This is a genomic window from Immundisolibacter sp. (assembly GCF_028696615.1).
In the GTDB taxonomy this organism is placed as follows: domain Bacteria; phylum Pseudomonadota; class Gammaproteobacteria; order Immundisolibacterales; family Immundisolibacteraceae; genus Immundisolibacter.
The window spans coordinates 1-13221 of the sequence record NZ_JAQVGQ010000053.1 but is presented as its reverse complement, the minus strand read 5'-3'; the positions used below and the strand labels follow the sequence as shown (position 1 = coordinate 13221).

Genomic DNA, 13221 nt, shown 5'->3' with positions numbered 1-13221 from the left:
CGCGCCACCACCTGGTGAAGGTGGTGCACTGGCTGGGGCGCCACGGCTACGTGAGCACCAGCCGCGGCAAGCAGGGCGGGCTGCGGCTGGCGCGGCCGGCGCAGGACATCAACATCGGCGCCGTGGCGCGCGCCACGGAGCCCGGCTTCGATCTGGTCGAATGTTTCAACGCCGCCACCAACACCTGCCGCATCCTGCCGCAGTGCGGTCTGGCTGGCGTGCTGATGGGCGCGACGCGGGCGTTTCTGGCCGAGCTCGACCGCTATACGCTGGCTGATCTCACGGCCCGGGCGGCGCCGGCGACGGCGGAAATCCCGCTGCCTGAGGCGGGGAACGTCGGGCGCGCCCCTGTCGACTGAGAGCTTGTGAATTTTTCAAGCTCTCAGACCGGCCAGGGATGGCCGGACGCGAATCGAGCCCGTAAGGGCTTGATTCGCGGGAGCCCGTCCGGGCGTGTACCGGACGGGCGACGCAAGAAATGCGCAGGACGCGCATTTCTTCACAAACTCTGAGCGCTTGTGAATTTTTCAAGCGCCGAGGCCGGCCAGGGATGGCCGGACGCGAATCGAGCCCGCAAGGGCTTGATTCGCGCGAGCCCGTCCGGGCGTGTACCGGATGGGCGACGCAAGAAATGCGCAGCACGCGCATTTCTTCAGAAACTTTGACGCGGGCCCGCCTCAGCCGGTGCGGCCGACGATCTGTGCCGTGGCAGTCAGTTCCTCGAGCAGCGCCAGGGCGGCGCAGCCTGGCGTGGCAAACGGGTCCAGCTGCGGCTTTGCCGAGTACTTGAGCAGGATCGACGGGTTCACCTTGTGCAGGTTGACGTGGCCCATGGTCCAGCCGGCGAAGCGCCGCTCGGTGATTTCCTGGTAGTGCAGCAGTGTCACCGGGTCGTGGCGCTGGTCACGCACGATGCGCATGTAGAGCGCGTTCACGGCCTCGCGGCTGCCCTCGAGCACCTGCATGTAGACCTCGCCGCCGTGGCACAGGATGCCGGTGATGCCCTGGGCCGGGTTGTTGCGCCGCGACTCGGCCAGGATGGTGTCGAGCGTGTCCTGGGTGACGGGGCCGCGGGCGCGGCTGGCGTACAGCAGTCGCACGAGCATGGTGGTCTCCTTCAGGCGCGGCGGTGCTGCAGCAGCGCCAAAAATTCCCGCCGCAGGCTGGCGTCGGTCAGGAACACGCCGCGCATGACGCTGTTGACCATTTTCGAGTCGGTGTCCTTGACGCCGCGCCACTGCATGCAGAAATGGTCCGCTTCCATGACGATGGCGAGCCCGTCCGGCTGCATGCGCTCCTGCAGCAGGTCGGCCAGGCGCGTGACGGCCTCTTCCTGGATCTGCGGGCGGCTCATGATCCAGTCGGCCAGGCGCACGTACTTGGAAAGCCCGATCAGGTTCGAGTGCTCGTTCGGCATGATGCCGATCCATACCTTGCCGATGATCGGGCAAAGATGATGCGAGCAGGCGCTGCGGATGGTGATCGGCCCGACGATCATGAGCTCGTTCAGGCGCTCGACGTTGGGGAACTCGGTCACGTCCGGCGCCGGCCGGTAGCGGCCGCTGAACACTTCGTTCAGGTACATCTTGGCCACGCGGCGGGCGGTTTCGCGCGTGTTGTGGTCGCTGGCGGTGTCGATCACCAGGCTGTGCAGCACCTGCGTGAGCTTGTCTTCCACCTCGGCCTGCAGCAGCGGCAGCTCGCCGGGTTCGATGAAGGCGGCGATGTTGTCGTTGGCGTGAAAGCGCACCCGCGCCCGCTCGAGGCGCTCGCGGATGCGGGCCGACACCGGCTGCGTGGCGGTGGGGGACTGTGGCTGATTCATGGGGGAAATCCGGGCGATGGCCTGACGGCGGCATGCTAAACCGAATCGCCGGCATCCCGCGCAGCGGCGCGGCAAAATGGTGACCCCGTCCCGCCGGTGCGCGCCATGTTCGACCCCGCCTGTCCGCTGCCGTTCACCGACTACCCGGCCGTGCTGCTGGCGCACGGCGCCGGCGGGCGGTTGATGCACCAGTTGCTGGAGCAGCTCGTCCTGCCGGCGCTGGGCGGCCCGGCGGCGGCGCAGCACGACGCCGCCGTGCTGGCGCCGGCCGACGGCCGCCCGGCGCTGACCACCGACAGCTACGTGGTGCGGCCGTTGTTCTTTCCGGGCGGCGACATCGGTACGCTCGCGGTGTACGGCACGGTGAACGATCTGGCCATGGCGGGCGCCCGGCCGCGGGCGTTGAGTCTCGCCCTCATCATCGAGGAGGGCCTGCCCATGGACAGCCTGTGGCGGGTGCTGTGCTCGGTGCGCGCGGCGGCGGACGCCGTCGGCGTGCCGGTGGTGACCGGCGACACCAAAGTGGTGGAGCGCGGCCGCGGGGATGGTCTCTACATCACGAGCACCGGTCTTGGCACGGTGCCGCCGGGCGTCGACCTGCGCCCGGCGCGCATCGCCGACGGCGATGCGGTGTTGCTGAGCGGCGACATCGGCCGGCATGGCATCGCCGTGCTGGCGCAGCGCGAGGGCCTGGCTTTCGAGACCGCGCTGCTGAGTGATTGCGCGCCGCTGCACCAGGTCATCGCGGCGCTGCTGGCGGCGGGCATCGACCTGCACTGCGCGCGCGACCTGACGCGCGGCGGGCTGGCCGCGGCGGTGGTCGAGCTCGCCATGCAAAGCGGGCGCGGCGTGCGGCTCGAGGAGGCGGCGATCGCCGTCTCGGCGCCGGTGGCGGCGGCCTGCGAGCTGCTCGGTTTCGAGCCGTTGCACGTTGCCTGCGAGGGCCGCTTGGTGACCTATGTGCCGGCCGCCCAGGCGGATGCGGCGCTCGCCATCCTGCGCGCGGCGCCCGGCGGCGAGCAGGCGGCTTGCATCGGCCGGGTCGGTGGGCGCGGGGTGGTGCTGCGCGGGCCGTTTGGTGTCGAGCGCCCGCTCGATCTGCCGGCCGGCGAGCTGCTGCCGCGGATTTGTTAGGGAACCGCTGATTTATTCAGCGGTTCCCTCCGGGGCAGGATGCCCCGGCATGAATCAAGGGCGTAAGTCCTTGATTCATGGAGCGCGGCGCGGGCGTGTACCGCGCCGCGGCGAGTTGAAAAATTCCACGGACGGAATTTTTCAACATTTCCTTAGAGAGGCTGAAAAAAATCCGTCCCTGGATTTTTTTCCGCTCACACCCGCGCCTTGCGCGCCCGCCATTCACGCCCGGGCAACCCAGTCCCGGCTGCACGCACTGCATCGATTCGCGCGTCCTTCAGGGAGCTGTCATGCCGATCACGCCCGACCCACGCGATGTCGAGTTCGTGTTCATCCGCGCCGGCGGGCCGGGTGGGCAGAACGTCAACAAGGTGTCGAGCGCCGTGCAGTTGCGCTTTGATACGCGCGGCTTCACGCCGCTGGCCGATGCCGTGCGCGAGCGCCTGGCGCGCCTGGCCGGCCGGCGCCTGACGGCCGAGGGCGTGCTGGTCCTGGAAGCCCGGCGCTTTCGCACCCAGGAGCGCAACCGCGCCGACGCGCTGGCGCGTCTGGCCGGCTTGCTCGAAGCGGCCGAACAGGCCCCCCAGCCGCGACGACCTACCAAACCCACCCGCGCCTCACGGCAGCGCCGGCTGGAGGCCAAAACGCAGCAGGGCGCCGCCAAGCGCCTGCGCCGCAAGCCGGACCTTAACGACTGACCGGTCACGCGGGCGTTCATGAGAACATTTGCGACCGATCCGTCCCTCACGCCCCCGCTGGAGACCGCCATGCCGGAAGCCTTTATCTACGACGCCGTGCGCACACCGCGCGGACGCGGCAAGCCCGACGGCGCGCTGCACCAGGTGCCGCCGATTCGCCTCGCCACCACGGTGCTGAACGCGCTGCGTGACCGCCTTGGGCTCGACACTGGCAACGTCGACGACGTGGTCATGGGCGTGGTGAGCCCGGTCGGCGAGCAGGGCTCGAACATCGCCCGCGTGGCGGCCATCGAGGCCGGCTACGCCGAAACCGTGGCCGGCGTGCAGATCAACCGCTTCTGCGCGTCGGGTCTGGAGGCGGTCAACATGGCGGCAGGACAAGTCATGTCAGGGCAGTCGGATCTGGTCATCGGCGGCGGCGTCGAGTCGATGTCGCGCATCCCGATGTCGTCCGCCGGCGGCGCCTGGTACGCCGACCCGCAGGTGGCGTTTCACAGCCACTACGTGCCGCAGGGCATCTCGGCGGACCTGATCGCGAGTCTCTACGGCTACTCGCGCGCCGACGTGGACGCCTTCGCCGTGCAGTCACAGGCGCGCGCCGCCGCCGCCTGGGACGAGAAACGCTTCGCCCGTTCGGTGGTGCCGGTGTACGCCGTGGACGGCCAGATGCTGCTCGACCACGACGAGCACCGCCGCCCCGGCGCCACGGCCGAGAGCCTGGGCAAGCTGCCGCCGTCGTTCGAGAAAATCGGCGCCGACTACGGCTTCGACGCCGTGGCGCTGCAGCGCTACCCGCAGCTCGAGCGCATCGAGCACGTGCACCACGCCGGCAACTCGTCCGGCATCGTCGACGGCGCCGCCGCGGTGCTGGTCGGCAATCGCGAGACGGGCGAGCGGCTCGGCCTCAAACCGCGCGCGCGCATCCGCGCGTTCGCCTCCATCGGCACCGAGCCCACCATCATGCTGACCGGTCCCGCGCCGGCCACACAAAAGGTGCTCAAACGCGCCGGCATGACGCCGGCCGACATCGATCTGTACGAAGTCAACGAGGCCTTCGCCGCCGTGGTGCTGCGCTTTGCCGACCTGCTCGGCGTGCCGATGGACAAGATCAACGTCAACGGCGGCGCCATCGCGCTCGGTCACCCGCTGGGTGCCACCGGCGCCATGCTGATCGCCACCGTGCTCGACGAGCTCGAACGGCGCGGTCTCGGCACCGGCCTGGTCACGTTGTGCATCGGCGCCGGCATGGGCACCGCCACCATCATCGAACGCCTTTGAGGAGACCGCGATGATCGACTACCGCGTGGACGGCGACGGCGTCGCCATCCTCACCTGGGACGTGCCGGGCGCGTCCGTGAACACGCTCAGCGACGCCTCGACCGCCGCCTACGTGGCGGCCGTGGAGCGGGCGCTGGCCGATCCGGCCGTCAAGGGCATCGTGGTCACCAGTGCCAAGAAAGACTTTCTGGCCGGCGCCGATGTGCAGAATTTTTTGGCCGACCGCTCGCTCGCCACGCTCGAAGCCAGCAGCCGCGCCATCAACACGGTATTCCGGCGCCTCGAAACCGCCGGTAAGCCGATGGTGGCCGCCATCAACGGCACGGCGCTCGGCGGCGGATTGGAACTGGCGCTCGCCTGCCATTACCGCGTCGCGGCCGACAACCCGAAAACGCGCATCGGTTTCCCGGAGGTCACCCTCGGCGTGCTGCCGGGTGCCGGCGGCACGCAGCGCCTGCCACGCCTGATCGGCATCCGCGCCGCGGTGCCGCTGCTGGTGGAGGGCAAGCGCCTGCCGGTGGTCGACGCCCTCAAGGCTGGCATCGTCAACGCGGTGGTGCCGGCCGGGGAACTCATCGACAAGGCGAAGGCATGGATTCTTTCCGGCGGCAAGGCCGAGCAGCCCTGGGACCGCAAGGGCTTTCGGGTGCCGGGCGGCGACATGCGCGACCCGGACGTGCAGGAGTTCATGTCGGTGGTGATCGCCAAGGTGCACGAGCGCACCTGTGGCAACTACCCGGCGCCGCTGAACATCTTGTCCTGCGTCTACGAGGGCGTGTGCTCGCCCATCGAGGTGGGGCTCGACATCGAAAGCCGCTACTTCGGCGTCACCGCCAGCACCGTGCAGGCCGAGAACCTCATCCGCAGCGGCTTTCTGGCGCTGAACGACGCCCGCAAGCTCAAGGCCCGCCCCAAGCACGTGCCCAAGGCCGAGTTCCGCAAGGTGGGCGTGCTGGGTGCGGGTCTGATGGGCAGCGGCATCGCGCACGCCTGCGCCACGGCGGGCCTGGAGGTGGTGCTGCTGGACCGCGAGCAGGCGCTCGCCGAGCGCGGCAAGGCGCAGGTCGAAAAACTCCTCATGCGCGAGGTCGAGCGCGGCAAGCTGAGTGAGGCCGAGCGGGCGGCGGTGCTCGCCCGCATCACCCCGACCACCGACTACGCGGCGCTCGCCGGCTGCGAGCTGGTCATCGAGGCGGTGTTCGAGCAGCGCCAGATCAAGGCCGAGGCCACGCGCAAGACCGCCGCCGCCACCGGGCCCGACATCCTGTTCGCCTCCAACACCTCCACGCTGCCGATCACCGGCTTGGCCGAGCACTGGCCGCGGCCGGAGAATTTCATCGGCCTGCATTTCTTCTCGCCGGTGCACCGCATGGCGCTGGTGGAGGTGATCCGCGGCCGGCAGACCTCGGACGCGTGCCTGGCCAAGGCGCTCGATTTCGTGGCGCGCATCGGCAAGACGCCGGTGGTGGTCAACGACAGCCGCGGCTTTTTCACCAGCCGCGTGTTCAGCACCTACTTCGAGGAAGGCATGGCCATGCTGGCCGAGGGCGTGGCCCCGGCGCTGCTCGAAAACGCCGGCCGGCAGGCCGGCATGCCGCTCGGCCCGCTCGCGGTGGCGGACGAGGTGGCGCTCGACCTGCTGCACAAGGTCATCACCCAGACGCGGGCGGATCTGGGCAGCGCCTACACGCCGCCGCCGTCGGCGCCGGTGATCGAGCTGTTGGTCGAAAAACTCGGCCGGCTGGGCAAGAAGTCCGGCCAGGGCTTTTACGACTACACCGACGCCGGCCGGCGCCTGTGGCCCGGGCTCGCCGAGCACTTCCCGCGCGCCGCGCACCAGCCGGACGTGGCGGCCGTCAAGCAACGCCTGCTGCACATCCAGGCCGCAGAGGCGGTGCGCTGCCTCGCCGAAGGCGTGGTGGGGAGCACCACCGACGGCGACGTGGCGTCCTTGCTCGGCTGGGGCTTTCCGGCCTGGGCGGGCGGGGTGTTTTCGTACATCGACACGGTGGGCGTCGACCGTTTCGTGGCCGACTGCGAGGCGCTCGCCGCGCGCGCCGGGCCGCGTTTCGCGCCGCCGGCGCTGCTGAAGCAACTGGCCGGCAGCGGCCGCAAACTGCGCGACACGCGCTGATTTCACCCAATCGACAAGGAAACCCCGTGGACTATCAGGATCTTCTGTACGCCGAACAGGACGGCGTCGCCACCATCACCATCAACCGCCCGGAGGTCTACAACGCCTTTCGCGCGCAGACCGTCGAGGAGCTGATCCACGCCTTCCAGCGTGCCGGCTGGAACCCGGACATCGGCGTCATCGTGCTGACCGGCGCCGGCGACAAGGCGTTCTCGACCGGCGGCGACCAAAAATCCCACGCCGGCAGCTACGGCGGGCGTGGCACCATCGGCCTGCCGGTGGAGGAACTGCACACCGTCATCCGCGACGTGCCCAAGCCCGTCATCGCCCGCGTGCAGGGTTTTGCCATCGGCGGCGGCAACGTGCTGGCGGTGTTGTGTGACCTGACCATCGCGTCCGACCGGGCGCAGTTCGGGCAGGTGGGTCCCAAGGTCGGCTCGGTCGACCCCGGCTTCGGTACGGCGTATCTGGCGCGCCTGGTCGGCGAGAAGAAGGCGCGCGAAATCTGGTACCTGTGCCGCCGTTACAGCGCCGAGGAGGCCGAGCGCATGGGCCTGGTCAACAAGGTCGTCCCGCACGACCAGCTCGACGCCGAGGTCGCCGCCTGGTGCGCCGAAATTCTGGCCAAGAGCCCGACCGCGCTGGCGATTGCCAAGCGCTCCTTCAACGCCGACAGCGAGCAGATTCGTGGCCAGGCCGCCATGGGCCTGCAGGCGTTGTCGCTGTACTACGACACCGAGGAATCCAAGGAAGGCGTGCGCGCCTTCAACGAAAAGCGCCCGCCCGAGTTCCGCAAGTTCCACAATAAATGATCTACGAAGCGCCTGATTGGTTCTGCGAGGCGATCGGTACCCCGGCCGAGCCGCACTGGGTGCAGGTCGCCGGCTGCACCATCCACTACCGCCGCTGGGGCGAGTCCGGCCCGCCGCTGCTGCTGGTGCACGGCGGTGGCGCGCACAGCCATTGGTGGGACTTCATCGCGCCGTATCTGGCGGCCGATCACCGCGTGGCGGCGATGGATCTATCCGGCATGGGCGAGAGCGGCCGGCGCGAGCAGTATTCGCTGGACGATTTCGCAGCCGAGGCGCTCGGCGTGTGTGAGCACGCCGGCTTCGGCCCCGACGTGACGCTGGTCGGACATAGCCTGGGCGGCGCCGTGTGCCTGCGCGCGGCGGCCACGCGGCCGGACAGGGTGGGTGGCCTCGTGATGGCCGACTCGCCCATCCGCCCGCCGGGTTTTCAGTTTCCCGGCACGGCGCGCAACCCGCTGCGGCACCCGCGGCGCGACTACCCGGATTTCGACAGCGCGCTCGCGCGCTTTCGGTTGATCCCGGAGCAGCCCTGCGAGAACGGCTACATCCTGGACTACATCGGTCGTCGTTCGATCATCGAAACGCCGGAAGGTCACTTCACGTGGAAGTTCGACGACCGGGGGCTGATGCACATCACCGTCGGCGAGCAGGCCGAGGAGCTGCGCGCGCTGCGCTGCCGCATCGGCATTCTCTACGGCGATAAGAGTGCGCTGTTCCCACCCGAGGTGCGCGCCTACGTGCACCAGCTGGTGGACCGCCGCGGGCCGGTGGTGGCCATTCCGCAGGCGCACCACCACCTGTTCCTGGACCAGCCGCTGGCGTTCGTGGCGGCGCTGCGCACGCTGCTGGCGGACTGGCATTCGCTGTAACAAGCGCGTCCAGCGCTTGCTTTGCGGCCTGGTGGGTCGCTGGCCAGTGTTGCGGGCAAAAAAAACCCGGCCACAGGGGCCGGGTTAGAAGATAACCCGCTCAGGGAGGGGAAGCGGGTGATACCTCGCAGAGGTCTCGTAGCATAAGACCGGGGGCGGCGGCCGAAAGTTTCATCGTCGCGGGCGATTTTTTTCCGCCGCCGCGGCGCGGCGCCGGCGCGCCGTTTTCGGGTCCTGGCGCAGCGGCAAGTACAGCTCGAGGCGCTCGCCATCGCGCAGCGGCGTGTCCGCCTGCACCGGCCGGCCGAACACGCCAAGCGTGCCCTGTCCGGCATCGAGGCCGCAGGCGGCCAGGGCGTCGATCGCCGTGGCGCCGGCCGGCAGCTCGATCCGCACCACCCGATAGTCGCCGTCCTGCGGCCAGGCGATTTCCACGTTCATGCGCTCAGGGCCGGCCATGTAGGGCATCCGCCCGGCGGCAGAAGGCGTCTACCAGCCCGTCCGCCACCACGCTCAGCACCGGCCCCAGCGCCGCGCCGAGCAGCCGGCCGGCCAGCGCATAAGACAGATGAAACCCCACACGGGTTTGCGGCGCCGTCGCGTCGAGCTCGTCGAAGGTCCACACCGCATGAAAGCGGCTGAACGGTCCCTCCACCAGGCGCAGTTCGATGCGCCGGTGCGGCTCGAGCAGGTTGCGCGTGGTGACACGCTTGTGCAGACCGGCGATCGCCATCTCCAGGCTGGCCAGCATGGAGTTGTCGTCGCGGTCCAGCACCTGCGCCGCCGAACACCACGGCAGGAACTGCGGATACGACTCGACGTCGTTGACCAGCTGGAACATGGCCGGCGCACTGTGCGCCACCACCACCGCCTTGCGTATCTCCCGAACCGCCGCCATGGGCTCCTCATGTCCGCGCCGTGCGGCACAGCAGCCGCCGGCGCATGATAACGGAGCCGCCGTGGCGCACTTCGCAGGTTGATGACGAGGCTTGTGCTGACGCCGGCTCCGCCGGCGGGTGGCGGTCCAGGCAGGGGCGTCCTTCGGGCATCGCTGGGCGGTCCCGGGCGCCGGCGCCGACCGTGGCGGCGCTTCCCGTACAATGCCCGCCCGTTCCCGCGCAGCTGCCTCCCATGTCCAGCGCCGCCACCGCCAGCATCGTCGTCAACAAAAAGGCGCGTCACGACTATTTCATCGAGGACCGCTTCGAGGCCGGCATCGCGCTCGAGGGCTGGGAAGTCAAAAGCCTGCGCGCCGGGCGCGTGCAGCTGGTCGACAGCTACGTGATCATCAAAAACAACGAAGCGTTCCTGATCGGCGCCCTGATCACGCCGCTGCCGACCGTCTCCACCCACTACGAACCCGACCCGCGTCGCACCCGCAAGCTGCTGCTGCACCGCGAAGAGCTGAACAAGCTGATCGGCGCCGTGGAGCGCAAGGGTTACACCCTGCTGGCGCTATCCATGTACTGGAAGCGCGGCAAGTGCAAGGTGGAACTGGGCCTGGCCAAGGGCAAACAGGCGCACGACAAGCGCGACACCGAACGCGAGCGCGACTGGCAGCGCGAACGCAGCCGGCTGCTCAAAAAACGCTGAGGCCCGCCATTGTTGCGCGCCTTGTCGCCGGGTCGCCCAGGCCCGGATCGGACGACGCCGAGCCACACCGCACTGGCGCGGAACTTTCATCCCGGCTATCCTGTCTTACTCACCGACTTTGGGGGCGACCTGGCTTCGACGTGGGTTTCGAAACCGAAGGTGCATGCCGAGGTGCAGTGACCTCGTAAATCACGCTGCAAAAAGATAGTTGCCAACGACGACAACTACGCACTCGCTGCTTAAAACCCAGTAGGGTGCCGTCTGACCGGATGTGCCCGTGCGTCCGGGGTCCAGGCGTCGACACACACCGGCTCGCGGCGCGGCCAGCCTGGAGCCAACCCGTTAAAACCTTACAGGATCGCCGGTAGCTGTCCCTGCCCGTCGGGTGGCGGCCGGTTAAATCAATAGACTGGGATAAGCATGTAGAACCGACGGCAGAGGACTTGCGGACGCGGGTTCGATTCCCGCCGCCTCCACCAATACTGAAGCCCCAACTGTTATCAGTTGGGGCTTTTTCTTGTCTGTTTGTGCCAGCTCCCGCGTCTTGTTGGGGATTCCTGCGAACGCCTGCGGACTTCGTCGCCCGCCAGAACTGGCCGTTCCCGGCCACATTTCACTCTCTCCTGGCCATTCCTCGCTCCGACCTCGCTCCCTGAAAATGGCCCGAAGTCCGCAAAGGCCGCCAGTCACACCCATACAGATCAAAGAGTTACGCGCGGACGAATCAAGCGGTTGGATTACAGCACCGGGTGGCGGAGGAAACTCTTCGGTTGCGTTTTGTCGGTAGTTGTCGATCGCTACCGACACATTGCAACACGGATATACGTGCTTGGATGATGGCCAAGACAAGAAACGCCTTGTCAGGACAATGTCCGGACGACTACAATATGGGCATCAAGATCCGTCCGGAGGGGCACCATGAGCACCCTGAATCTTTCCAAGACCGAACGCATTGACGTTCGCGCCAGTACGCCAGTCAAGCAACTGCTGCAGGAAGCCGCGCGCGCCTGCCACAAGAACGTCAGCGAGTTTCTGCTCGACGCAGGCGTGACGGCGGCCGCGCAGACGCTGGCAGATCGTCGCCAGTTCGTGCTGGATGACACACAGTGGCAGGCCTTCCAGGAAGCACTGGACCGCCCGGTGCAAAGCAAGCCGCGCCTGAAGAAGTTGCTGCGTGAACCCGGGGTGCTGGGTTGAGCGATGGCTACTTGCCCGTTCGCAAGCTGCTTGCGACGGATCAGGTCGATGCTTTCGACTGTGGCCAGGCCGCGCTGAACCAGTTCCTGCAGCGCTACGCGCTCGTCAACCAGAAGGCCAATAGCGCGCAGACCTACGTTTGCTGCCAGGGTGACGTTGTGGTCGGCTTCTACAGCCTCGCCGTCGGCAGTGTCGATCCGGATGCCGCGCCGTCAAGAGTGATGAAGGGGCTGGCGCGTCACCCGGTACCGGTCATGATCCTGGCCCGGCTCGCGGTAGACAAGGAGCATCAGCGCAAAGGCCTTGGCCAGGCATTGCTCAAGGATGCGTTGCTGCGCACCGCTCAGGCTGCCGACATCGCCGGCATTCGCTGCCTGCTGGTCCATGCCAAGGACGATGCGGCGCGGCAGTGGTACGAGTCGTGGGAATTCGAGCCTAGCCCGACTGACCCGTACCACTTGTTCCTGATGCTCAAGGACCTCAAGGGCATGTTGAGCTGAGGGGCGTCTTCGCCTCAGAGACCGACTCTCTCGCGCTGCTCATCCCACAAAGCAGGCGGGTCTACCGCCAAATCAAACAGCGTGATGTGGTTCGGCAACGCGTCGTCCAGGATGGCCGCCACGATGTCGGGCGCCAGCGTGGTCAGGTTGACCATCCGGCTTACATAGCTGTTATCGATCCCTTCCCGCGTGGCGATCTCCTTCAAGGACTTCGCTTCCCCCGATTCCAGCATGGCCAGCCAGCGGTGGCCCCTGGCCAGCGCCAGTTGAATTGACGTCGGCGCCACATCCCACGGCCTGACTGGGGAGGTTTCGCCGTTTGGGAGAGTCACCAGCTTGCGGCCGCTGCGACGTTTGATCTGGATGGGCACCGACAGGGTCAGCCTGCCATCACTTGCCTCGACGATGTCCGGCTCGCCGGTCTTCTGGATGCGGATGTCGCTCATGCCAATGCCTCCGCTTGTTGCCCCACCGGTTCGGGGCGCAATTCCAGCACCAGACGCTCGATGCCGTTGGCGCGCAGCCGCACTTCGAGGTCATTGGGCGACACGATCACCTTCTCGACCAGCAATTTCACGATCCGGGTCTGCTCCACCGGGAACAGTTGATCCCAAATCGCATCGAGCCGGGTCATGGCCACGGTGATCTTGGCCTCGTCCAGCGTCGGGTCGAGCTTGATCGCCTGTGGCAACATGTCGCCGAGCAGATTCGGGGCACGCAAGATCGCGCGCAGCTGATCGAGTACCGCCGACTCCAGTTCTGCGGCGGGCAGTCGCGGCAGACCCGAGGCGCCCGCGTGCTCCTTGGCGTCCCGCTGGGGTACGTAGTACCGGTAGCGGCGGCCATTCTTCTTGGTGGTGTGCCAGGGCGACAGCGCGCGCCCATCGTTGCCGAACACGATCCCCTTGAGCAGATAGGGAACCTTGGCCCGCGTCGTGTTGCCCCGCACTCGGCCATTCGTGTCCAGGATCGCGTGGACGCTGTCCCACAGTTCGCGGCTGATGATGGGCGGGTGTTCGGCCTGGTACCACTGCTCCTTGTGCCGCAACTCGCCTAGGGATTCTGTTCAAAACCCACACCCCGTCCGAAAATACGCCCAACCTGACCTGTGGGAGCCGGGGGCATGAAGCAGCAGCCATTGGACATTGACCTGACCTGCCGGCGGACGCGCAAGCGGGTGT

The 13221-nt window shown here is 67.8% G+C and carries 15 protein-coding genes, 1 other RNA gene and 1 pseudogene; 11 read left to right on the top strand and 6 right to left on the bottom strand.

The window, feature by feature from the left end; all coding sequences use genetic code 11:
- On the top strand, positions 1-359 hold a 359-nt coding region (locus PHC73_RS05420), incomplete at its 5' end, for an Rrf2 family transcriptional regulator (RefSeq protein ID WP_300125397.1).
- A 318-nt stretch (positions 360-677) separates the two neighbouring features.
- Here the strand turns inward: PHC73_RS05420 and PHC73_RS05415 are convergent.
- Positions 678-1106, bottom strand: coding sequence for a BLUF domain-containing protein (locus PHC73_RS05415; RefSeq protein WP_300125395.1), 429 nt, complete (start codon positions 1104-1106; stop codon positions 678-680).
- A gap of 11 nt (positions 1107-1117) precedes the next feature.
- The gene (folE, locus tag PHC73_RS05410; protein WP_300125394.1) at positions 1118-1825 is read right to left on the bottom strand and encodes a GTP cyclohydrolase I; all 708 of its coding nucleotides are present in this window, start codon (positions 1823-1825) and stop codon (positions 1118-1120) included.
- Positions 1826-1930: 105 nt separating this feature from the next.
- On the opposite strand from folE, the gene hypE reads away from it, so the two are divergent.
- The 6 genes from hypE (at position 1931) to PHC73_RS05380 (ending at position 8750) form a co-directional block, all read left to right on the top strand.
- Positions 1931-2959 (top strand): hydrogenase expression/formation protein HypE, encoded by a 1029-nt coding sequence (gene hypE / locus PHC73_RS05405; protein WP_300125393.1) that lies wholly within the window; start codon positions 1931-1933, stop codon positions 2957-2959.
- A 290-nt stretch (positions 2960-3249) separates the two neighbouring features.
- Complete coding sequence (gene arfB, locus PHC73_RS05400; RefSeq protein ID WP_300125391.1) at positions 3250-3657, top strand: alternative ribosome rescue aminoacyl-tRNA hydrolase ArfB; 408 nt, start codon at positions 3250-3252, stop codon at positions 3655-3657.
- Between the two features lie 69 nt (positions 3658-3726).
- Positions 3727-4935: an acetyl-CoA C-acetyltransferase gene (locus tag PHC73_RS05395; protein ID WP_300125389.1), complete on the top strand. Its 1209-nt coding sequence runs from the start codon at positions 3727-3729 to the stop codon at positions 4933-4935.
- 10 nt (positions 4936-4945) lie between these two features.
- Positions 4946-7069: a 3-hydroxyacyl-CoA dehydrogenase NAD-binding domain-containing protein gene (locus PHC73_RS05390; protein WP_300125387.1), complete on the top strand. Its 2124-nt coding sequence runs from the start codon at positions 4946-4948 to the stop codon at positions 7067-7069.
- A 26-nt stretch (positions 7070-7095) separates the two neighbouring features.
- Positions 7096-7881: an enoyl-CoA hydratase-related protein gene (locus tag PHC73_RS05385; RefSeq protein WP_366949805.1), complete on the top strand. Its 786-nt coding sequence runs from the start codon at positions 7096-7098 to the stop codon at positions 7879-7881.
- Entirely contained in the window at positions 7878-8750 is an 873-nt protein-coding gene (locus PHC73_RS05380) for an alpha/beta hydrolase (protein ID WP_300125386.1), read from the top strand. Before PHC73_RS05385 ends, PHC73_RS05380 begins: the two co-directional genes overlap by 4 nt.
- Positions 8751-8921: 171 nt before the next feature.
- Here the strand turns inward: PHC73_RS05380 and PHC73_RS05375 are convergent, their stop codons facing one another.
- Positions 8922-9209: an RnfH family protein gene (locus PHC73_RS05375; RefSeq protein ID WP_300125385.1), complete on the bottom strand. Its 288-nt coding sequence runs from the start codon at positions 9207-9209 to the stop codon at positions 8922-8924.
- Positions 9196-9648, bottom strand: a complete 453-nt coding sequence (locus PHC73_RS05370) for a type II toxin-antitoxin system RatA family toxin (RefSeq protein ID WP_300125382.1) — start codon at positions 9646-9648, stop codon at positions 9196-9198. The genes PHC73_RS05375 and PHC73_RS05370 overlap by 14 nt, the downstream gene beginning before the upstream one ends.
- Positions 9649-9881: 233 nt before the next feature.
- Between PHC73_RS05370 and smpB the strand changes: the two genes are divergently transcribed.
- The 4 genes from smpB to PHC73_RS05350 all read left to right on the top strand — a co-directional run bounded on the left by smpB (position 9882) and on the right by PHC73_RS05350 (position 12040).
- Positions 9882-10343 (top strand): SsrA-binding protein SmpB, encoded by a 462-nt coding sequence (gene smpB, locus PHC73_RS05365; protein WP_300125379.1) that lies wholly within the window; start codon positions 9882-9884, stop codon positions 10341-10343.
- Positions 10344-10463: 120 nt separating this feature from the next.
- Positions 10464-10822, top strand: a transfer-messenger RNA (tmRNA) gene (gene ssrA, locus PHC73_RS05360).
- Positions 10823-11261: 439 nt separating this feature from the next.
- Positions 11262-11540 carry a DUF1778 domain-containing protein gene (locus PHC73_RS05355; protein ID WP_066609653.1) on the top strand — a complete coding sequence of 93 codons (279 nt, stop codon included), beginning with the start codon at positions 11262-11264 and terminating at the stop codon, positions 11538-11540.
- The gene (locus tag PHC73_RS05350) at positions 11537-12040 is read left to right on the top strand and encodes a GNAT family N-acetyltransferase (protein ID WP_300125372.1); all 504 of its coding nucleotides are present in this window, start codon (positions 11537-11539) and stop codon (positions 12038-12040) included. The genes PHC73_RS05355 and PHC73_RS05350 overlap by 4 nt, the downstream gene beginning before the upstream one ends.
- Before the next feature lie 14 nt (positions 12041-12054).
- On the opposite strand, the gene PHC73_RS05345 is transcribed toward PHC73_RS05350, so the two are convergent.
- Both PHC73_RS05345 and PHC73_RS05340 read right to left on the bottom strand, forming a co-directional pair.
- Positions 12055-12486, bottom strand: a complete 432-nt coding sequence (locus PHC73_RS05345) for a LacI family transcriptional regulator (protein WP_300125370.1) — start codon at positions 12484-12486, stop codon at positions 12055-12057.
- Positions 12483-13097: pseudogene (locus PHC73_RS05340) on the bottom strand (recombinase zinc beta ribbon domain-containing protein); the annotation flags it as partial. The gene PHC73_RS05345 and the pseudogene PHC73_RS05340, both read right to left, overlap by 4 nt.
- Positions 13098-13221: the final 124 nt, after the last annotated feature.

Excerpts from the sequence above, each read along its gene's own strand:
- folE (WP_300125394.1), bottom strand. The coding sequence starts at position 1,825 with ATGAATCAGCCACAGTCCCCCACCGCCACGCAGCCGGTGTCGGCCCGC.
- hypE (WP_300125393.1), top strand. The coding sequence starts at position 1,931 with ATGTTCGACCCCGCCTGTCCGCTGCCGTTCACCGACTACCCGGCCGTG.
- PHC73_RS05415 (WP_300125395.1), bottom strand. The coding sequence starts at position 1,106 with ATGCTCGTGCGACTGCTGTACGCCAGCCGCGCCCGCGGCCCCGTCACC.
- PHC73_RS05395 (WP_300125389.1), top strand. The coding sequence starts at position 3,727 with ATGCCGGAAGCCTTTATCTACGACGCCGTGCGCACACCGCGCGGACGC.
- PHC73_RS05380 (WP_300125386.1), top strand. The coding sequence starts at position 7,878 with ATGATCTACGAAGCGCCTGATTGGTTCTGCGAGGCGATCGGTACCCCG.
- smpB (WP_300125379.1), top strand. The coding sequence starts at position 9,882 with ATGTCCAGCGCCGCCACCGCCAGCATCGTCGTCAACAAAAAGGCGCGT.
- PHC73_RS05390 (WP_300125387.1), top strand. The coding sequence starts at position 4,946 with ATGATCGACTACCGCGTGGACGGCGACGGCGTCGCCATCCTCACCTGG.
- PHC73_RS05375 (WP_300125385.1), bottom strand. The coding sequence starts at position 9,209 with ATGGCCGGCCCTGAGCGCATGAACGTGGAAATCGCCTGGCCGCAGGAC.
- arfB (WP_300125391.1), top strand. The coding sequence starts at position 3,250 with ATGCCGATCACGCCCGACCCACGCGATGTCGAGTTCGTGTTCATCCGC.
- PHC73_RS05345 (WP_300125370.1), bottom strand. The coding sequence starts at position 12,486 with ATGAGCGACATCCGCATCCAGAAGACCGGCGAGCCGGACATCGTCGAG.
- PHC73_RS05370 (WP_300125382.1), bottom strand. The coding sequence starts at position 9,648 with ATGGCGGCGGTTCGGGAGATACGCAAGGCGGTGGTGGTGGCGCACAGT.
- PHC73_RS05355 (WP_066609653.1), top strand. The coding sequence starts at position 11,262 with ATGAGCACCCTGAATCTTTCCAAGACCGAACGCATTGACGTTCGCGCC.